At 60.2% G+C, this 19986-nt stretch carries 10 protein-coding genes; 5 read left to right on the top strand and 5 right to left on the bottom strand.

Annotation, left to right across the window (positions count from 1 at the left end; genetic code table 11):
• The first annotated feature begins 125 nt into the window (after window positions 1-125).
• From ACR0DY_RS16775 to yaaA, 3 genes are all read left to right on the top strand, one after another.
• Window positions 126-413, top strand: coding sequence for a YggT family protein (locus ACR0DY_RS16775; RefSeq protein WP_170382138.1), 288 nt, complete (start codon window positions 126-128; stop codon window positions 411-413).
• A gap of 78 nt (window positions 414-491) precedes the next feature.
• A complete protein-coding gene (recQ, locus tag ACR0DY_RS16780) occupies window positions 492-2531 on the top strand; it encodes a DNA helicase RecQ (protein WP_480898759.1) in 2040 nt (679 codons plus the stop codon).
• Window positions 2532-2563: 32 nt separating this feature from the next.
• A complete protein-coding gene (yaaA, locus tag ACR0DY_RS16785; RefSeq protein ID WP_480546900.1) occupies window positions 2564-3334 on the top strand; it encodes a peroxide stress protein YaaA in 771 nt (256 codons plus the stop codon).
• A gap of 47 nt (window positions 3335-3381) precedes the next feature.
• Here yaaA and ACR0DY_RS16790 read toward each other — a convergent pair whose 3' ends face one another.
• Window positions 3382-5640 (bottom strand): response regulator, encoded by a 2259-nt coding sequence (locus tag ACR0DY_RS16790; RefSeq protein WP_480546898.1) that lies wholly within the window; start codon window positions 5638-5640, stop codon window positions 3382-3384.
• 115 nt (window positions 5641-5755) lie between these two features.
• On the opposite strand from ACR0DY_RS16790, the gene ACR0DY_RS16795 reads away from it, so the two are divergent.
• Window positions 5756-11182: an alpha-2-macroglobulin family protein gene (locus tag ACR0DY_RS16795; protein WP_480898762.1), complete on the top strand. Its 5427-nt coding sequence runs from the start codon at window positions 5756-5758 to the stop codon at window positions 11180-11182.
• Between the two features lie 36 nt (window positions 11183-11218).
• Window positions 11219-13276 carry a penicillin-binding protein 1C gene (gene pbpC, locus ACR0DY_RS16800; protein WP_480898765.1) on the top strand — a complete coding sequence of 686 codons (2058 nt, stop codon included), beginning with the start codon at window positions 11219-11221 and terminating at the stop codon, window positions 13274-13276.
• Window positions 13277-13296: 20 nt separating this feature from the next.
• Here pbpC and ACR0DY_RS16805 read toward each other — a convergent pair whose 3' ends face one another.
• From ACR0DY_RS16805 to ACR0DY_RS16820, 4 genes are read right to left on the bottom strand one after another with little or no spacing between them, the layout of a single operon-like run.
• Window positions 13297-15339, bottom strand: coding sequence for a hypothetical protein (locus ACR0DY_RS16805; RefSeq protein WP_480482675.1), 2043 nt, complete (start codon window positions 15337-15339; stop codon window positions 13297-13299).
• Window positions 15336-18098, bottom strand: a complete 2763-nt coding sequence (locus ACR0DY_RS16810) for a DUF4159 domain-containing protein (RefSeq protein ID WP_480482673.1) — start codon at window positions 18096-18098, stop codon at window positions 15336-15338. Before ACR0DY_RS16810 ends, ACR0DY_RS16805 begins: the two co-directional genes overlap by 4 nt.
• A complete protein-coding gene (locus ACR0DY_RS16815; RefSeq protein ID WP_480482671.1) occupies window positions 18095-18970 on the bottom strand; it encodes a DUF58 domain-containing protein in 876 nt (291 codons plus the stop codon). Before ACR0DY_RS16815 ends, ACR0DY_RS16810 begins: the two co-directional genes overlap by 4 nt.
• A complete protein-coding gene (locus ACR0DY_RS16820; RefSeq protein WP_267365919.1) occupies window positions 18967-19974 on the bottom strand; it encodes an AAA family ATPase in 1008 nt (335 codons plus the stop codon). Before ACR0DY_RS16820 ends, ACR0DY_RS16815 begins: the two co-directional genes overlap by 4 nt.
• Between the last annotated feature and the right edge of the window lie 12 nt (window positions 19975-19986).

The raw sequence follows: 19986 nt of genomic DNA on the forward strand, positions 1-19986 counted from the left end.
GCCCCTGTTTTCTTGTTGCGGTCATAAGACGGGGCTTTGGGGCAATTCGCAAGCGCAGAGTTCAGCCTACTTGCTCTTTGCTGAAAGGGTGCTTAGGTCTCGTCCAACAAGAAAACGGAGATCCCATGCTGTCGCTGATCCAAATCCTGCTGCTGATCCTGGACATTGTCTGGTTCATCATTCTGGCCCATGTGATCATGAGCTGGCTGATCAACTTTCAGGTGCTCAACCTGCACCAACAACTGGTTGCACAAATCTGGTACGGATTAAATCGGATATTAGAGCCTATTTACGGGCCGATCCGCCGCGTTCTACCCAATATGGGTGGGTTGGATTTGACCCCGCTGGTGGTGCTGATCGGCGTCTATGCCTTGCGGATCATCCTTATCAACAACGCGCCCTATTTCTACTGACCTCTTGTTCACTGAATCTTAGTATGTGATTGTCCTGTTTTAAGAGCAGATAAACCTTAAAACAGGGCACCCCCGCATATGTTCGACGCCGCACCCTTGCTGCGAGATGTCTTTGGATTCGACGCCTTCCGCCCCGGGCAGGAAGAGATTGTCGACGCCGTGACGGCAGGTGAAAACGTGCTGGCGATCATGCCCACAGGTGGCGGGAAGTCTCTTTGCTTTCAACTCCCTGCACTGCTCCGCGATGGCGTGACGGTCGTTATATCTCCGCTCATTGCCCTGATGCGTGATCAGGTGCGGGGGCTGCAAGAGGCCGGGGTCGAGGCCGGTGCGCTGACATCCGGCAACACGCCCGAGGAAACCGAGGCCGTCTGGGACGCGCTGGAGGACGGGCGGCTAAAGCTGCTTTACATGGCACCCGAACGTCTGGCTGCCGGGTCGGCGCTTGGGATGCTCCGTCGGATCAACGTCAGCCTGATCGCCGTGGACGAAGCCCATTGTGTCAGTCAATGGGGGCATGACTTTCGCCCTGATTACCTACGGATCGGAGAGTTGCGGCGCGCCCTGAAGGTTCCGCTGGCCGCGTTTACCGCCACGGCGGACACCGAAACGCAGGATGAGATTGTCGAAAAACTGTTCGATGGCATTGAGCCACGCAAATTTCTGCGCGGATTTGACCGGCCTAACATTCATCTGGCTTTCGCCGCAAAGGACGGACCGCGCAAGCAGATCCTTGATTTCGCAGATGCGCGCAAAGGCCAGTCCGGTATCGTTTACTGCGGCACCAGAAATAAAACTGAGGTGATTGCTCAGGCCCTGCGCGCCGAGGGGCACTCGGCTTGCCACTATCACGGCGGGATGGACCCCGAAGATCGCCGCATTGTCGAAACCCGTTTCGCGCGCGAGGACGGGTTGATCGTGGTCGCAACCGTGGCTTTTGGCATGGGCATCGACAAACCCGATATCCGTTGGGTCGCCCATGCGGACCTGCCCAAATCGATCGAAGCCTATTATCAGGAAATCGGACGCGCCGGACGCGATGGCGGCCCGGCCGAAACGCTGACCCTGTTTGGCCCCGATGACATTCGCCTGCGGCGATCACAGATTGACGAGGGATTGGCGCCGCCCGAGCGGCGCATGGCCGATCATGCGCGCCTGAATGCCTTGCTGGGTCTGGCCGAGGCCTTGGAATGCCGCCGCCAGACATTGTTGGGTTACTTTGGCGAGGCCACAGCACGCTGCGGCAAATGCGATCTGTGCGACAGCCCGCCCGAAGTTTTCGACGGCACAACTCCGGTGCGTATGGCCCTGTCTGCGATCCTTCGGACCGAGGAATGGTTCGGGACAGGCCATTTGATCGACATCCTTCTGGGAAACGAGACCGACAAAATCCGCGCCCGCCGCCATGAGGATTTGTCCACATTTGGCATCGGCAAAGATTGGACGCGCCCGCAATGGCAGGCCGTTTTCCGCCAGATGATGGGCCACGATCTGGTGCGCCCAGACCCTGAACGTCACGGCGCATTGCGCATGACCGAGGCGGCCAAACCAATTTTGAAAGGCGAGGCAAAGATAAACCTGCGCAAGGATACGCTGCGCAATGCGGTACGTCGGCCTGCGGTCAAGGCTATGGTATCCGAAGAAGACGCTCCGCTGCTGTCTGCGCTCAAGGCCAAACGCCGTGCCCTGTCCGAAGCTGCACGTGTTCCGGCCTATGTCATCTTTCCCGACCGCACGCTTATCGAGATGGCGGAAAAGCGCCCTGTAACGCTGGACGAAATGGCCCGGATCGGCGGTGTTGGGGCCAAAAAGCTGGAACGCTATGGCGACACGTTCCTTGAAGTGATCGCAGGGGCGGTAAAAAGCGTTCATCCGGCGCGCCGAAAACTGGCTGGCCGCAATCAGGGTGAGATTTACGACCGCTTGATGGAAGTTCAGTCCTTGCTGTCGCGCGGACCGGACGGGATCGACAAGCCCCTGACCTGCTCGGCCTCACAATTGGCAAAGGTTGCACAACTGCGCCCCGATGATCCCCGTGGAATTGCACAGGTGCTGGGTGATCGACGTCACGAAAGGTTTGGCGCCGCTTTTCTGGACGTACTGCGAGAGGCGGGCTAGATACCCCAAAACAGGCAAGAAAGAGGGCGGATATGCTGATCGTGATTTCCCCGGCCAAACGGCTGGACTGGGCCGAGCGGAGTGTAGGGGTTACGCAGCCCGATTTTCAGGATGATGCAATCCGGCTGTCCAAAACCGCCCGCAACCTGACGCTGGGTGATCTGAAAAAGCTGATGGACCTGAGCGACGATCTGGCACGCCTGAACCGCGACCGGTATCGCGCTTTTTCGGATGCACCCGACGCCAAGGCCACACGCCCGGCTGCGCTTGCTTTTGCTGGCGACACATATCAAGGACTTGAAGCTGCATCGCTGGACGAAGACGAGCTGTCATGGGCGCAAGACCACTTGCGCATCCTTTCCGGCCTTTATGGTGTGTTGCGACCACTCGATGCGATACAGCCCTACCGGCTTGAGATGGGCAGCAAACTGAAAACCCGAAGAGGGAAGAACCTTTACGAATACTGGCGCGATCAGCTGAGTAAGGCACTGAATGCACAAGGTGCCGAGATTAACAGCAACATTCTGGTGAATTGTGCCAGTCAGGAGTATTTTGGTGCGGTGGATTTGAATGCCCTGAACCTGCGCGTCATCACACCGGTCTTCATGGAAGATAAGGGCGGCACCCCAAAGATTGTGAGCTTTTTTGCCAAAAAGGCGCGCGGTGCCATGGCGCGGTATGTCATCCAACACCGCTTGACCGACCCTAAGGGACTGCTGGATTTCGACAGTGGCGGCTATGAATACCGCCCTGATCTGTCGGAAGCGGATAAGCCCGTTTTCGTCAGACCTTATGCGGCCTGAAACCCAGATCACTTGAACTTGCATCCCGATGGCAAACGCCTGAAGTGTCAGCCCGACGAGGTCGGATTTGGGTTTGCGCCACGCTCACGCCGGGCTTTGGCGCCGGGCATGGTGTCTGCGACCGAGCAGACGCAATCGGGTTGGTGTTGCAGGATCATCTGGTGAATGCGGTTCTTGTGTAGCGGTTTGGTCAGGTAGTGGTCCAAGCCGGCTGACAGAATTCCCTGATCATCCCCCGCCATGGCATGGGCCGTCAGGGCAACGATTGGAACGTGGCGACCAGTTGAAACCTCGAGCCTGCGAATTTCCGCTGTTGCCTGTTTGCCGTCCATCTTCGGCATGGAAATATCCATGAAGATCAGATCTGGCTCGAACTCCTGATAGATCTCAACCGCTTCAATCCCATTCGAGGCAAAGCGAAGATCGATATTCAGATCCTTGACCATCTTCTTCAGGATCAATTGGTTAGTGCGGTTGTCCTCGGCGGCAAGAACCCTCATGTGTCGGGGGTGCACAGATTCAGAATCTTGCTTTTTAGAGACTGTTTTGTCCACATCCAGAGCGCCCCTTTCCAACGATGTGCCGTCGAGTGCCATCAGCCTGGCATACAACTCGGATCGAGGGATGGGTTTCTGCAAGACACCGTCGATCAGGTCACGGGCAGGATGCGCGTGAATCAAACCGGGGCTTGCAGACATCACGACCACCGGAATGTCACCCCACCCGCGATCCCTGAGCGCGACCGCAAGATCCAGCCCATCCATATCCGGCAGATCGTGGTCACAAAGAACCAGATCAATCTGATCATTCATCTGTGACAGTGCCTCAGTCCCCGACGTGCAAACCGTCACCTCAGCCCCCAGTCGCCCAAGCTGTTTGGCAAGAATGGCCCGGTTCACGGCAAGATCTTCGACCAGCAGGACATGTTTCAAACAATCCGCCAGGTTCGGAGGTTCGGGTCGCGGGCCTTCTACCGTGGGCAGTGTCACGCGAAAACCGAAACAGGATCCCTGGTCCGGCTCGCTTTCGACCCAGACCGTGCCACCCATCAAGGTGATCAGCCGCTTGGTGATGGCAAGGCCAAGCCCGGTGCCTTCAAATTGGCGGTTACGCTCGTCTTCGACTTGATTGAACTCGCCAAAAATATGGCCGGTTTTTTCTGCGTCGATGCCAATACCGGTATCTTCGATCGCAACATGGATATCACAGATTTGCGCATCCGGATTGGGCACCCCTGTCACCCGGACCAGCACATAGCCTTCGGAGGTGAACTTGACGGCGTTGCCGACCAGATTGGTCAGAACCTGCCGTATCCGACCAGGATCGCCCACAAAAAGGGTTGGCAAGAACAAGTCGTAATCAACCAGCAATGTCAGGCCTTTATCGCGCGCACTGGGCTGTAGCAGCATCGCAACCTCAAGAATGCAGCGTTCAAGATCGAACTGCTCAGGGTGCAGAGCCAGCTTGTCCGCCTCAATCTTGGAATAATCCAGCACGTCGTTGATGATGACCAGCAACGCCTCGCCCGAATTGCGAATCGTATTGACGTATAGCCGCTGCTCTTCGTCCAACGGTGTCTCGTCCAGTAACTCGGACATGCCAACGATGCCGTTCATCGGTGTACGGATTTCATGGCTCATGTTGGCCAGAAAGGCCGACTTGGCCCGGTTTGCTGCTTCGGCCCTCTCGCGCGCCGCCTTAAGCTCGATTTCATGCCGGACCGACGTTGTGATGTTGAGAGCAAGGCTCACCATATCACCACCGCCGCCACGCTGGTCGATCAGACGGATATAGTGACCGTTCCAAAGCTGCATAACGATTGGTGGCGGGTTGGCGCGGCTCCAGCGGGCCAGCATTCTGGCCTGCCAGTCTTCCGCGGATTCATCCCCGATATCGACAATACCTTCTGACGTCAGCAAATGCAGAATACGGGGGTATGATATCCCCGGCGCGACTTCGTCCAGGCCTTCAAAAACGCTCAGATACGCGGTGTTTGCGCCGATCAGCCGGTTGTCACCGTCAAAAAAGGCAAATCCGTCCTGTATTGTCTGAATCGAGTGCCACAAGCGGCGTTCGGCAACCTCGATCTTGGCGTTGGCCACGCAGAGGTCGGATTTGACCTTTTCGTTTTCATCCCGAACGGTTTCAACCTCAGCCTGCGTTTCGCCAATTCGTTTGGTCAATGCCATGGCATGTTGACCCAGTTTGCGATTGGCTGCCGACAGCTCTGCCTGTTTCAGGGCCAGCATCCGTTCAGCTGCCAAACGCGCGCGCCGTTCCTGTGCCAATTTATGTGCAAGAGTCATTTGATTGATTCCAGAACGCTCTGCGCACAGCATCCCGGCAGAGGATGAAAAACTGTTTAAGCCGTTGCACAACAGGCGCACGCCATGCAACGCTGTGCCCAAAGAGGAGGGCACCATGCGCCGCTTTGTTTTTATTTCAATAACTTACATCATTTCACTTTTAGTCTTGCCCAGCGCCACCCAGGCGCAGGATGCAGTGCCTGATTTCCGCTATGTCACGACGCGGGACGCAGATTTTTACGGCTCGGATCTGGATGCCCTTTTCGATACCGATCTGAAGTCCTGCATTCAGGCCTGTTCCGCCAATACGCTTTGCACTGCGTTCACCTACAACACCCGATCCAATGCCTGTTTTCCAAAAAGCGGTGTAAACCGGCAAGAGGCCTATCAGGGGGCAGTATCTGCGCAGAAAGTAACTACCCCAGATCAGACCCAAGCATTGGCTGATGCGCGTGCAAACGCGTTAAGCGCACTTGGTGCCGCCGACCTGAAGCAAGCCGTTGATCAGGCGCGCGATCTGGGCTTTGTTCATATGGCGCAAGGTAACGACCTGCAGGCTGTTCTGGACGCGGCACGCAACGCAGGCAGCCCGCGACTGGCGATGAATTGGACTGGTGTGGCCGTATCGCTCAGTGACGCGCCCGATCTATGGGTGGAATACGCGCGCTTGTTATTGGCGATAAACCCTACGGACCGGAGTGAAGGGCGCGATCTGCGCAACCGTGCGCTGAATGCCGCAACCAATGGCTATTTGCGCGCGGACGCTCCCGGCACACAGATTGCCGCCCTGATGACATTGGCCCGCGCCTTGGAAGAGGTCGAGCGCGGGCGCGATATGATCCCCGTGCTGCGGCTGGCCCAGGAAATCCAACCGCGCGAGGATGTACTGGCCGCGCTGAATGATGCCATCGGGAAATACGGGTTTCGCGTGGTCGACAGTTCTGTTGAAAGCGACGCCGCCGCGCCGCGGATTTGTGTTGAGTTTTCGGAACCGCTGGTCAAGGCAGGAGTCGACTATGACCCGTTTGTCCAGCGCAATGATGACGGGTTGGTGGTACAGGCTGAGGGCAGGCAGCTTTGCGTTGACGGTGTCGCCCATGGTCAGCGTTATCGCCTGACGCTACGCGAACGCTTGCCCTCCGCCTCGGGCGAGGCGCTGAACCGCAATGTTGAGCTTGCCCATTACGTGCGCGACCGGGCGCCTTCGGTCCGGTTTCCCGGGCGCAGCTACGTTTTGCCGAAATCCGCTGACGCCGCTTTGCCTGTTGAAACAGTCAACGTCACCGAGCTGGATTTGATCCTGCGGAGGGTCAGCGACCGCAACCTGTTGCGCGCGGTTCAGCAGGATTTCTTCGGCCGCCCGCTCAGTGAATGGCAGGAAGCAGAATTTTCCGATGAAATTGCCCAGGATATCTGGACCGGCACCGCCGAAGTGGCCAACGAACTGAATCAGACCATGACTGCGCGCCTGCCCATGGCAGAAGCGATCGCGGATCAGCCCGCTGGCATCTATGCGCTGACCGCCCGTGTTCCGGGGGCCGATCCCTATGACGACCCGGGCGCGACGCAATGGTTTGTTCTGTCCGATCTTGGGATCAGCAGCGTGCTTGGCACTGACGGGCTGCACGTCACGGTGCGCGGGCTGAGCGACGCGGCTCCCCGTGAAGGTGTCGAGGTTTCACTGGTCACAAGCGCAAATGCGGTCATCGCCCAAGCGCGGACGGATGAATCAGGTTATGTCCGGTTCGACCCCGGTCTGACGCGCGGCAAGGGGGCCAGCGCGCCCGCACTGGTGATGGCTTCGACCGGGGACAGCGATTTCAGCTTTCTATCCCTGACCGATCCTGCTTTTGACCTGTCAGATCGCGGTGTTGAAGGGCGTGCGCCCGCGGGGCCGGTCGATGTTTTTCTAGCCACGGATCGCGGCGCTTACCGGGCCGGAGAGGTGATCCACCTCACCGCCCTGTCGCGCGATGGTGAGGCGCAGGCTATCGAGGGTCTGCCCCTAACCGCAATTCTGTATCGCCCTGACGGCGTGGAATACCGCCGAACCGTCTCGGATGGCGGCGTCGCCGGGGGGCATATCTTTCGTCTGCCTGTTGCGGCAGATGCACCACGCGGCGCTTGGCGGATCGAGATCAGATCAGATCCCAAAGGCGATGCGCTGGCGCGACAAACAGTGCTGGTAGAAGACTTCCTGCCGGAACGTATAGATTTTGAGCTGAACCTGCCGGACGCGCCCCTGCGTCCCGGCGACAGCCCACCGCTTTCGATCGACGCGCGCTATCTGTTTGGTGCGCCGGGGTCCGACCTGAGCATCGACGGTCAGGTTATCGGACGCCCGGCGGACACAGTGCCGGGCTACGACGGGTATCGCTTTGGCCGCTATGACGCCGAGACATCGATCAAAAGCACCTATTTTGGTGACACGCGTACAGATGCAAACGGCAAAGCATCTATTGCCGTTGAAATCCCTGTGTTAGAGACGGAAGGGAAGCCAATTGAAGCCGAGGTTATTGCGCGACTGGCTGACGGCTCAGGCCGCCCTGTTGAACGTCACCTGAGCGTTCCTGTCCTGCCGCCGCAACCTGTGATCGGTGTCAAACCCCTGTTCGAGGACGTACTCCCTGAAGGTACCGAGGCCGCGTTTCAGATCATCGGCCTTGCACCCGACCTGAGCCCCAGCCCGATGCGCCTGCGCTGGACGCTGAACAAGATCGAAACGCGGTATCAATGGTATCAGCTTTACGGAAACTGGAATTGGGAACCGACAACCAGACGCACTCGCGTTGCCACCGGAGAGATTGACGTCGCCACTATTCCTTTGACGTTGTCCCAGCCCGTGGACTGGGGCCGTTATGAACTGGTGGTCCAACGTATTGATGGCACCTTTACGGAAACCGCTGTCGATTTCCACGCAGGCTGGTATCAGGCCGCAGATGCTTCGACCACGCCTGACCGGCTTGAGATGTCGCTGGATCGCGACAGCTATCGCGCCGGGGAAACCGCACAGCTGCGCATTGTTCCGCGCATGGCAGGTATCGCCCAAGTCGAAGTGCTGTCGAACCGCCTGATCCATCGCCAGATGGTTGCCGTAGAGGAGGGCGAGACAGTTATCCCGATAGAGGTGACAGAAGATTGGGGTGCAGGTGCCTATGTCACAGCCACGGTGATCCGACCGGTGGATGTTGCGGCCGGTCAGAACCCGGCACGCGCCATGGGCGTCGCCTATGCTGCCATTGATCCTGCGGATCGCACGCTGTCGGTTGCCATTGATGTGCCCGAGGTAACCTCGCCCCGTCAAACACAGAAGGCCCTTGTTAGGGTCGAAAACTTCATAAGCGATGATCCAGTGTGGCTGACCCTTGCCGCTGTGGATGTGGGCATCCTCAACCTGACGGGGTTCGAAAGCCCAAACCCGCAAGAGTACTATTTCGGGCAACGTCGGCTGGGTGTGGACCTGCGTGATGTTTACGGGCGGCTGATCAACGGCATGAACGGAACGATGGGTACGGTTCGCTCTGGCGGCGACAATGACAACGGGATGCGCCGCCAATCCCCGCCACCGACGCAAGATCTGATGGCGGTGTTCAGCGGCCCGGTTCAGGTCGGTGCGGATGGAAAGGTTGAGGTCGACATCCCCCTGCCCGCCTTCAATGGTACAGTCCGCCTGATGGCCATCGCGTGGTCACAAAAAGCCGTCGGTCAGGCCGAGGCTGACATGATCGTCCGCGACCCGGTGGTGGTTACGGCCAGCCTGCCGCGGTTTCTGGCCCCCGGCGATCACAGTCGGATGCGGCTTGAGATTGTCCATGCGGATGGCGCATCCGGAGACATGGCGCTTGGCCTGACCACCACCGGTGGGCTGGAACTGGGCCCGGTACCGGCACGCTTTCAGCTGGAGGACGGTGGCAAAGCGGTGTTCGACATCCCTGTAACGGCCCATGTTATTGGCGATCCAGAGATCAGCGTTTCCATCACCACATCAGACGGGCGCGATCTGTCGCAAACCCTGCGGATGCCGGTGCGGGCCAACGATCCCGTAATTGCCCGGACGCGGCGCTTGGCGCTGGGTGCGGGGGACAGCTTTCTGTTTTCGCAGGATGTTTTTGATGGGTTTCAACCCGGCTCGGCCAAGGCCATTCTGTCCGCCGGAGCACTGGCAAAGTTCGATATGCCCGGCCTGCTGGATCAGTTGAACCGTTACCCTTATGGCTGCACCGAGCAGATCACAAGCAAGGCGCTGCCGCTGCTTTACCTGTCATCTGTTGCGCAGGCCTCGGGGCTGGGCAATGGCCCGGAGGTGAATCAACGCATCACGGAATCAATCCGAAGCATCCTGACTCGTCAGGCTGCAAACGGTGCCTTTGGCCTGTGGCGCGCAGGCAGCGGTGATTTCTGGCTGGACGCCTATGTGACCGATTTCCTGTCGCGCGCCCGTGCGCAGGGGCACCCGGTACCGGATCAGGCTTTTGCGCAGGCCATGGATAACCTGCGCAATCGGGTCAATTATGCGCCGGATTTTGACGAAGGTGGTCAGGATATCGCTTATGCCCTGATGGTTCTGGCGCGGGAAGGCGCGGCGGCGATGGGCGATCTGCGTTATTATGCGGATGTCAAAGGGGATGCTTTCGACACGCCGTTGGCTGCAGCGCAACTGGGCGCTGCGCTGGCCTCGTACGGGGACCAGACCCGCGCAGACGCGATGTTCGCCCGTGCGGCGCGGATGCTGCAACAGGTGCCGAACGATCAGGAAAACCACTGGCGCGCGGATTACGGCACCCGCCTGCGGGATGCGGCGGGCCTGCTGACCCTGGCGGTAGATGCGGGCAGCGAGGCGATTGACCGCAACGCATTGATCCAACGGGTAAGCACGGGCCGCACTCCCCTGTCCACGCAAGAGGCCACATGGTCCCTGCTGGCGGCGCACGCGCTGGTGTCTGATCCGTCCGGCTCCGGTTTGACGGTCAATGGCGTGTCAGTATCCGGCCCCTTTGTTCAGGTTCTGCAATCCGGGCAGGCGGAAGAGGTCAATATCACTGCGACCGACGGTCAGGCAACCGATATCACCCTGACGGTGACCGGAATCCCCGAGGATCCGCCAGGGGCTGGTGGCACCGGCTATGCAATCGAACGGCAGTATTATTCGATGGACGGCGATCTGATTGACGCAGGCCGATTTGCCGTGGGGGACCGGTTTGTTACGGTTCTGACGGTCACGCCGTTTGAAAGCGGTGGGGCGCGCCTGATGGTGGACGATCCTCTTGCCGCCGGGATCGAGATTGACAACCCGAACCTGCTGCGATCGGGGGATGTACGGTCGCTGGACTGGTTGGATCTGTCTGATGCCACGCATACCGAGTTCCGCTCGGACAGGTTCCTGGCTGCGGTTGACCTGTCAGGGCGCCAGACCGTGACACTGGCTTATGTCGCCCGTGCCGTCACACCGGGCGTGTTCCACCATCCGGCGGCCTCGGTCGAAGATATGTACCGCCCCCAGAACCGTGCGCGAACGGCGACGGGACGGGTCGAGGTGCAGTGACCGGACATCGTTCATACCCCTGTTTGGGCGGCTCTCATGCCTAGGGTGCCGCGCCTGTTATTTGCGTTGGCCGGTGCTCTCTATCTGGCGGCGTTGGCGCGGGATGGTGTCGACCGCTGGGTCGACGCCACGGTGCTGCCGCCCGTTCTGACTGAAACTTCGGTCGAGATGCGGGATCGTAACGGTGACCTCCTGCGCGTGTTTCCGGTTGCAGATGGCATCTGGAGGCTACAGCCCGGTTCGGTCGATCCCAACTTCACCGCTATGCTGGTCCGGTACGAAGACAAACGTTTCTGGACCCACGCGGGCGTGGACCGTGTCGCGTTGCTGCGCGCAGCCGGGCAAAGCCTTTGGAATGGGCGCGCGGTTTCGGGTGGGTCAACCCTGACCATGCAGGTCGCGCGGCTGATCGAAGATGGGTCGACCGGGCGTTGGAATGGCAAATTTCGCCAGATTAGGGTCGCATTGGCGCTGGAACGGCAGCTGAGCAAGACACAGATCCTGAACCTCTACCTGACCCATGCCCCCTATGGCGGCAATCTGGAAGGTATCCGTGCCGGTGCCCGCGCCTGGTTCGGCAAAGAAGCAACCCGTTTGACCGCCGCACAGGCGGCCCTGCTGGTCGCTTTGCCGCAATCCCCGGAGGCGCGGCGCCCGGATCGCAGACCCAAGGCAGCCCAAATTGCCCGAGATCGGATTTTGCGCAGGTTGGAGCGCTACGGCGTATTGACCAAGGCTGAAATGCACGCTGCCCTGACGGAAACCATTCCTGATCGAATGATCCCGTTTCCGCGCCTTGCACCCCATCTGACCGACCGCGTGAAAGGCCAAACCCGTGCAACCGGAGTATTTGATCTGACCCTGGATGCAGGGGTGCAAGCCCGGTTGGAAACTGTGGTCGCTCGGGCCGCCGCGCGCATCGGGCCGCGCGTGTCCGGTGCGCTGATCGTGGCAGATCATCGCGACGGTAAGATTTTGGCCTCGGTCGGGTCAGCCGGGTATCAGGATGCACGACAAGGGTTCGTGGATATGACCCAAGCCGTGCGGTCGCCCGGATCGACGCTGAAACCTCTGGTTTACGGGCTGGCATTCGATCAGGGGCTGGCCCATCCGGAAACCCTGATCCGCGATAGCCCGGTGATGTTCGGGCGTTACGCCCCGCGAAACTTCGATGGCGTTTTCCGGGGCGATGTAAGGGTTCGGGACGCGCTGCAATTGTCGCTGAATATCCCTGTCGTGCGCCTGACGCACGAGCTGGGCCCTGCGCGCGTGATGGCAGCACTGCGGACAGCAGGATCAGAACCGCGCCTGAGCAGTGGTACACCCGGATTGGCAATATCCTTGGGTGGCGTCGGTCTGAGCTTGCATGATCTTGTGCAGATCTACGTGACGCTGGCCGCTGGTGGGCAAGGCCCGATTCTGCGCCATGACGCCCTGGCTGATGCACGGCTCACCTCTCGTGTTTTGTCCGAAACCTCAGCATGGCAGATTGCGGATATCCTATCCGGGATCACACCACCCACGGGCAGCACTTCAGGGGCGCTGGCCTTCAAAACGGGAACCTCTTATGGGCACCGCGATGCCTGGGCCATTGGTTTTGACGGGCAGCATGTCATCGGGGTCTGGCTGGGACGCGCGGATGGCACACCTGTTCCCGGCGCATTCGGAGGGGACGTTGCCGCGCCGCTTCTGACCGAGGCTTTCGGCCTGCTGAAACCCGAACTCACGCCCCTGCGCCCACCGCCACCATCAACACTGTTGGTTGGCGCGGCGCAATTGCCGCAACCGTTGCAACGTTTCCGGCCCCGCGCGGCGGCTTTCGAAACGGACCAAACCGCACCTGATCTGTTGTTTCCACCAGAAAACGCTGTGTTAGAGACTTTCGGGAGCCCTCTCACGGTGAAACTACGCGGTGGTGTCGGGCCGTTTTCCGTTTTGACCAACGGCGTGCCTGTCTTGACCGGGCAACGGCAGCGAGAATTCGAAATTCCCAATCCCGGACCCGGATTTACCTCACTTGTGGTGGTGGATGCACAGGGCCAATCCGACCGGGCCTCGTTCCGGATCGACCAGAGCGCGCCCGGTTCCCGTTAAAGAACAGCAATGGGCCAGCGTTAACGCCGCCCTTCCCGCAGCCAACCGCCCAGCAGAAAGCCTCCAGCCAGCAGCAAGACAAGCCAGGGCGGCAGCAACCCGGCCTGCGTGACATCCCGCGTCTCATACGCGTTGCGTGGGGTCAGACCGATCCAACCCCGACCGGCGGCGGGGCGTCCGGCGCGTACGTTGCGGATCGACGGCAGCCCATCTTCCAACCGGATCACACCGCCCCGCAACCTGGCCAGCACCGGTTCAAGGACATCACCAGTCGCGATGGTGCGCTCGAACTCCTTCGGTGCAGCAGGGCCAAGGCCGATCACAGCCATGTGGTCGCCTTCCTGCAAACGATAAAGGCCGATCTCGGGGCCGTAATACTGCGCTTCAAACCGACCCGGAGAAACCTCTTTCAAAGTAATCTCCAACGTCTCGCCATTCGGCAAGGTGACTGTTACCGGGCCGACTTCTGTCCCGAGCGTCTGACGAATGATGCGCATGGACTGACCGTTGGCCTCGGCCCACAACGCCTCTTCTTCCAGTTCCGGTTCCTTCATCATCCAATGGGCCAGCCTGCGCAACAGCTCCAGCTGCGGACCCCCTCCTTCGAAGCCACGACTCCAAAGCCAGGCATGGTCAGACGCAAGCATCGCAACGCGCCCTTCGCCGACACGGTTCAGGACAAGCAGCGGACGATCCTCGACCCCGGTCATCAGCACGTCGCCCGAGCGATGTTTCACGTCGATCTGTCGCAACCACGCCCCCCAATCCTCGGATTCTCCAAGGTTGGTCGTGACCGGGTGACGATGCCCCAGATCACTGACCATCGGCACATATCGTTCCTCGATCACCCGCGCGGTTGGCTGAGCTGGCAGAACTGGCGCCAGGGGCGAGCGGAAGATGCTGTCGGCACCGGCGAAATCAGGTCCGGCGGCAACCAGGACCGCGCCGCCTTCGTTGATGTAGCTTGTGACATTGTCCAGATAGATCGCAGGCAGAATCCCGCGCCGCTTGTAGCGGTCAAAGATGATCAGGTCGAAATCGTTGATCTTTTCCAGAAACAACTCACGCGTCGGGAAGGCAATCAGCGACAGCTCGTCCACCGGCACACCATCCTGCTTTTCAGGCGGGCGCAGGATGGTGAAATGCACCAGATCAACAGAACTGTCGGATTTCAACAGGTTACGCCACGTGCGACCACCCGGATGCGGTTCACCCGAGACCAGCAGCACGCGCAGGCGGTCCCTTACGCCGTTCATCTGGATCAGGGCCGTGTTGTTGCGGTCGGTCAACTCGCCCTCAGCCTGAGGAACGGAAAACTGGATCACGTTGCGCCCGCCATGGGGCAATGTGACGGGCAGTTCGACATCGCGACCGATTGGAATGCTGAACTGTTCGGGCTCGCCCCCATCCACCGAAATTTCCAACGGTGCAGATGTTGCACCTGCGGGGGCAGCTCCGCTGTCTTCGACGCGCAGGGTCAAGGTCACCGATTCACCAATGATGGCGAAAGCAGGGGCGTTTCGGACAATAAGCCTGCGATCCCAGTCGCTTTCCCGCCCGGTTTGCAGCAGGTGCATCGGTGCGGGCAGATCCGGGGCCTGATCGACATCATGCACTATCCCGTCGGACACCACGAGGATACCGGCAATACGCGCACGCGGCTCTTCGGCCAGGGCCTCGTTCAGGGCTGCCATGATCTGCGTGCCCTCATCGCCTTCACCATCGCCGACCCGGATGCGGCGCAGTTCTGTATTGTCGCGTGCCTCGATCTCGGTGGCCAAATCCTCTGCGGCCATAGCCGTTTGTTCCACCCGGTCTGAAAGCGCCTGGCTGGCGCTTTCATCCTCGAACATCAGAACGATATCTGTCAGAGGTGCACGATCCTCGATCTGATAGACCGGGCCGGACAGCGCAGCGATGATCACCAGCGCCGCCAACCCACGCAAGGCCCATCCCGACAATCCACGCCACAAAGCCAGAACGACTCCGGCCACGGCAATCATACCCACGACAAGCAGCATCGCCCACGGGATCAGCGGATCGAAGATGACGGTTCCTGTCATTGTCCCAACCTGTCCAGAAGGGCGGGCACGTGAACCTGATCGGATTTGTAGTTCCCCGTCAGCACATGCATCACCAGATTGACACCAAAACGATTGGCCAACTCGCGTTGCCGTTCCCCGGCATAACCGCGCCCGACGGGCAACAGGGCCTGCCCGTTGCGATCCACCGCCCAGGCACCGGCCCAGTCATTGCCGCCGATGACCACCGGCGTCACATTGTCGTTCAGATTGCGGAAAGGCATCCCGTCGATCTGTTCTGCATCCAGCGGCGCGGCTTCAACCCAAACCTCGGTGCCTGAATATCGGCCCGGAAAATCCTGTAACAGGTAGAACGTGCGTGTCAGAACATGATCACGCGGAATCGGCTCTAATGCAGGGATATTCAGCGGTCCGGCCAGTTGTTGCAGTTTGCGGCCATTTGGGCTGGAGGCACCGAAACTGGCGATATCCGCATCACGTGTGTCAAACAGGATCATCCCTCCGGACCGCAGATAGGCGTTCAGCTTGACATAGGCCTCGGCTGAAGGTTGCGACTGGTTCGCTGAGATCGGCCAATAAAGCAACGGAAAGAACGCCAGCTCATCCCGTTCCAGATCAACACCGATGGGGTCTGCGGGTTCAACCGATGTGCGATAGAGCAGGGTTTGGCCAAGCCCGCGCAACCCGGCTTGCGCAATATCATCTACCTGCGCATCGCCAGTCAGGACATGCGCCAATACCAGTTCGTGGGTCGCAGCCAATGCAAACTCGGTGTCCTCAGGCGTTTGCGCGTGACCTTCGGGTACCAACAGGACACCGGTCAACGCCAAGGCCGTTGTTCGGGCCAAACCCAACCTGCCCGACAAAGCAAGCGATGCAATAACATCGACTGTCAGCAAAATCAGTGCAAGGCTGAGCAACAGACCGCCCAGTGGCGTTTCCGTACTGACCTCCTGCCCTTTGATCGGCACATTCGCGGGCCAGACAACAGGGCGCAGCTGAGTTTCTTCCGAAACGACGTTCAACGCCAGCTTCTGCTTGCCACTTTCATAAAGACCCGGGCGCAGTTCCGGCCCGATCTGGCCCGATATCAGCTCAACCCCGTCGACACCGGCCAGGGTTCCGGCATCTGACAATGTGCCAAACCCGTCCATGATCTGTACCGGCTCCCATGTTGTTCCCAGTAACTGAGCCTCTTGCCGTGACTTTGCGGCCGAGGCCACGGCCAGCCGATCCAGCATTTCAACGAACAGGCCCGACAGTGGCAGGCTGGACCATTCTGCATCGGCGGTCACATGGAACAACACCACCTGCCCCAATCCCAGCGCCTTACGTGTCACCAAAGGCGTGCCGTCAGACAGCGAGGCAATCACACGATCCGCCAAGTTAGGGTCTGGTTGCGCCATGACCTGAGTGGAAACGACCACGTCATCAGGGATGTCCAATCCATAGAAAGGCGAGGTTTCGGGGAATGGTGCCAGGGTCTTGGCCTCACCCCAGCTCATCGCGCCGCCGACAGATCGCCCACCGCTGCGCAGCCGCGCAGGCAGCAGGGTGTCTTCGGTGTCACGCCCAAGATCGCTGGCCGCCATACGCGGGCCGGCAAAGCGCAGCAGCAAACCGCCCTGTTCGACCCATTCAATCAGGTCCGCCTTTTCCGGTTCCGACATCTGGGCCACATCTGACAGAACAATGACATCCGGATTGGCGGGCAGAACTTCGGGTAGGCCACCATCGACGAAATCCGCCGTGGGGCTCAGGACCTGAGTCAGATAATGCAGGGGTGACAGCAGCTCCAGACCTTCGCGGTTCAAACTCCCGGCAATCAGCGCGACCTCGCGACGACGCAGGCTGTCATCGGTCAGGGTCACGGCCCCGGCAGACCTTTGGCCCTGGATTTCGAACCGCGTGATCCGCGCGCGGAGTTCGGATGGCAGCGCCAGATCGACCTGCGCCGAAGCGTTCCCGGCTTCCAGGGTCAGTTCCACTGAATGTAGCACACGCGCCGTTCCGGCCGGGTCGCGCCCTTGTGCCAATACTGTCACACGTTCCTCGGGTCCGGGGCCTGCGCGCTGCACTGTCAATTGGATCAACCCGTCCTGATAAGCGGCAGGCAGGATCGCCATGGGCCGGGACGCCGCCTGATAAACCACCACATCGCCACGAGCCTGCAAGCTGGAGACCAGCGCCGCATGATCCACATAATCCAGCCGGTCACTGAACCAATGGGTGTCAAACCCCCCATCAATTGAATTTAGTGCCGCAATGGCCTGTGCGATCTGAGGTTCGGTCGGCTGCCATGGGTTGGGCATCAATCCCGGCAAATGTCCCCGCCATGCCTCGGCCGCCTGAAAAACAGGTGTTTCCGGTTCGGTCAGGCGCAGGATAGCCACCGTGCGCCCTGCGCGACCGGCCTCGGTCAGTTGCGCATCGATCTGATCCAGCGTGGCCGACCATCGGGTCGCGCCTGCCCAACTGGCGTCCAACACCATCAGCAGCGGCCCGGACCCGATCTCATCCCGCGACGGGTTCAGAACCGGACCGGCCAGACCTATGATCACCGCCGCAGCTGCCAGCATCCGCAGCAGCAACAGCCACCACGGCGTGCGGTCCGAAACGCTTTCGTCATCCTTCAGGCCCAAGAGCAACGTCACCGCCGGGAACATCCGACGGATCGGCGCCGGCGGCACCGCGCGCAGGATCAGCCACAGGATCGGCAGGGTCAGAAGACCCAGCAGCACCCATGGAGCGGTAAAGCCGATGCCCGCCAGAACCGTCATCGCGTTCCCCCGTCCAGCGCACGATATATCCACAACAGAGCCGCTTGCGCGCTATCGCCCGTGTGATGCAGGCCCATTTGCCAGCCAGTCGCCCGGCAAAGTTGCGTCAGCGTATCCTTACGGTGGGCGAGGCGTTGCAGATAGCGGTCCCGCAGCTCTGCCGCCTTGAGCGTTTCGTGCCGGACGGACCCCCCGACGCTTTCGAAAATCGTACGCCCACGATAAGGAAATGTCTCTTCGCCCGGGTCCAGCACCTGAAGGATGACGCCGCGAACACCACGGTCTGCGGCTTTGGTCAGGGCCAGTTCAACTTCGTCCATTGGACCAAGAAAATCCGAAATGAACACGGCACGGGCATGCGGGATCATGGCGCGATGTTCAGGCGGAGCGTAATCCGATTGATCATCTTCAGACCAGGCTTGCGCCAGCCGGATGATCTGTGCATTGCCGCGTCGGGGCGGCAAGGTGGTGCCTGTCAGGCCCACACGTTCACCGCCGCGCACCAAAAGGATGGATGTCGCCAGCCCCAACAGCCGGGCGCGGTCCGCTTTGGTCGGCAACGATTTGTCGGACGCAAACCGCATCGACGCCCCCTGATCGACCCAAAGCATTACCGATTGCGCGATCTGCCATTCGCGTTCCCGCACATATTGCTGATCTCCACGCGCCGAGCGGCGGTGGTCGATCATCCGGCGACTGTCGCCGATCTGCGCTGGGCGGTATTGCCAGAAATCATCCCCCATGCCAGAGCGCCGCCGTCCATGGTCACCCAGCAGAACGGTACCCGCCAGATGCTCGGCCCGCGCCAAAAGGGGCGGCAGCCGCGATGCCTCGGCCTCGGATCTTTCGCGAAGGGTCAGCGCGGCATTCACGCTGCCGCCTCGGTCCGAATCAACCCGACAGCAGTCGAGTCGATCAGGTCGGCCAAACTGTCGCCGCGTGCCCGTGCCGCAAAGTTGAGAGCCATCCGGTGGCTAAGCACCGGGCGCGCCATGTCCAGCACATCCTCGGCATTGGGTGCCAGACGCCCCTGCAACATCGCACGTGCCCGAACCGTCATCATCAGCGCCTGCGCAGCGCGTGGCCCGGGACCCCACGCGACGGTTTCGGCAACCCGTTCGGATACACCCGCTTCTTCAGGGCGGAAGGCCCGCACCAGATCAAGGATCAGCTCGACAACCGAGTCCCCGACGGGCATCCGACGCAGCAGGACCTGCGCAGCCAGCAACTCTTCCTTGCTGAAAATCTGATGTGCTTCGTCTTCGTCAACACCGGTCGTGGCCAGCAGAATATCCCGCTCGGTCTGGCGGTCGGGGTATTCTACATCGATCTGCACAAGAAACCGGTCCAGCTGCGCTTCGGGCAGGGGATAGGTGCCTTCCTGTTCGATCGGGTTTTGCGTGGCCAGAACGTGGAATGGCACACCAAGGGAACGGTCCTCACCGGCTACTGTTACCGTACGTTCCTGCATCGCCTGCAGCAGCGCGGATTGCGTTCGCGGGCTTGCGCGGTTGATTTCATCCGCCATCAGCAGCTGACAGAAGATCGGGCCGGGAATGAAACGGAAATGACGGCTGCCATCATCGGCCGTATCCAACACCTCAGATCCAAGAATATCGGCTGGCATCAGGTCGGGCGTAAACTGAATGCGATTGCCATGCAGCCCCATCACCGTTGACAGGGTTTCAACCAGACGCGTCTTGCCCAAGCCCGGCAGACCGATCAGAAGGGCGTGACCACCGCACAAAAGCGCAGCCAGGGTCAGGTCAACGACCCTTTCCTGCCCGATGAAGCGGCGGGTGATCGAGGCCTTGGCCTCTTGCAGCTTGTTTTCCAGCGCTTCGATCTCGGCTACGAGGTCGGCAGGTTCGTTCATGACTTTCCCTTC

The organism is Ruegeria sp. O6 (genome assembly GCF_056535045.1).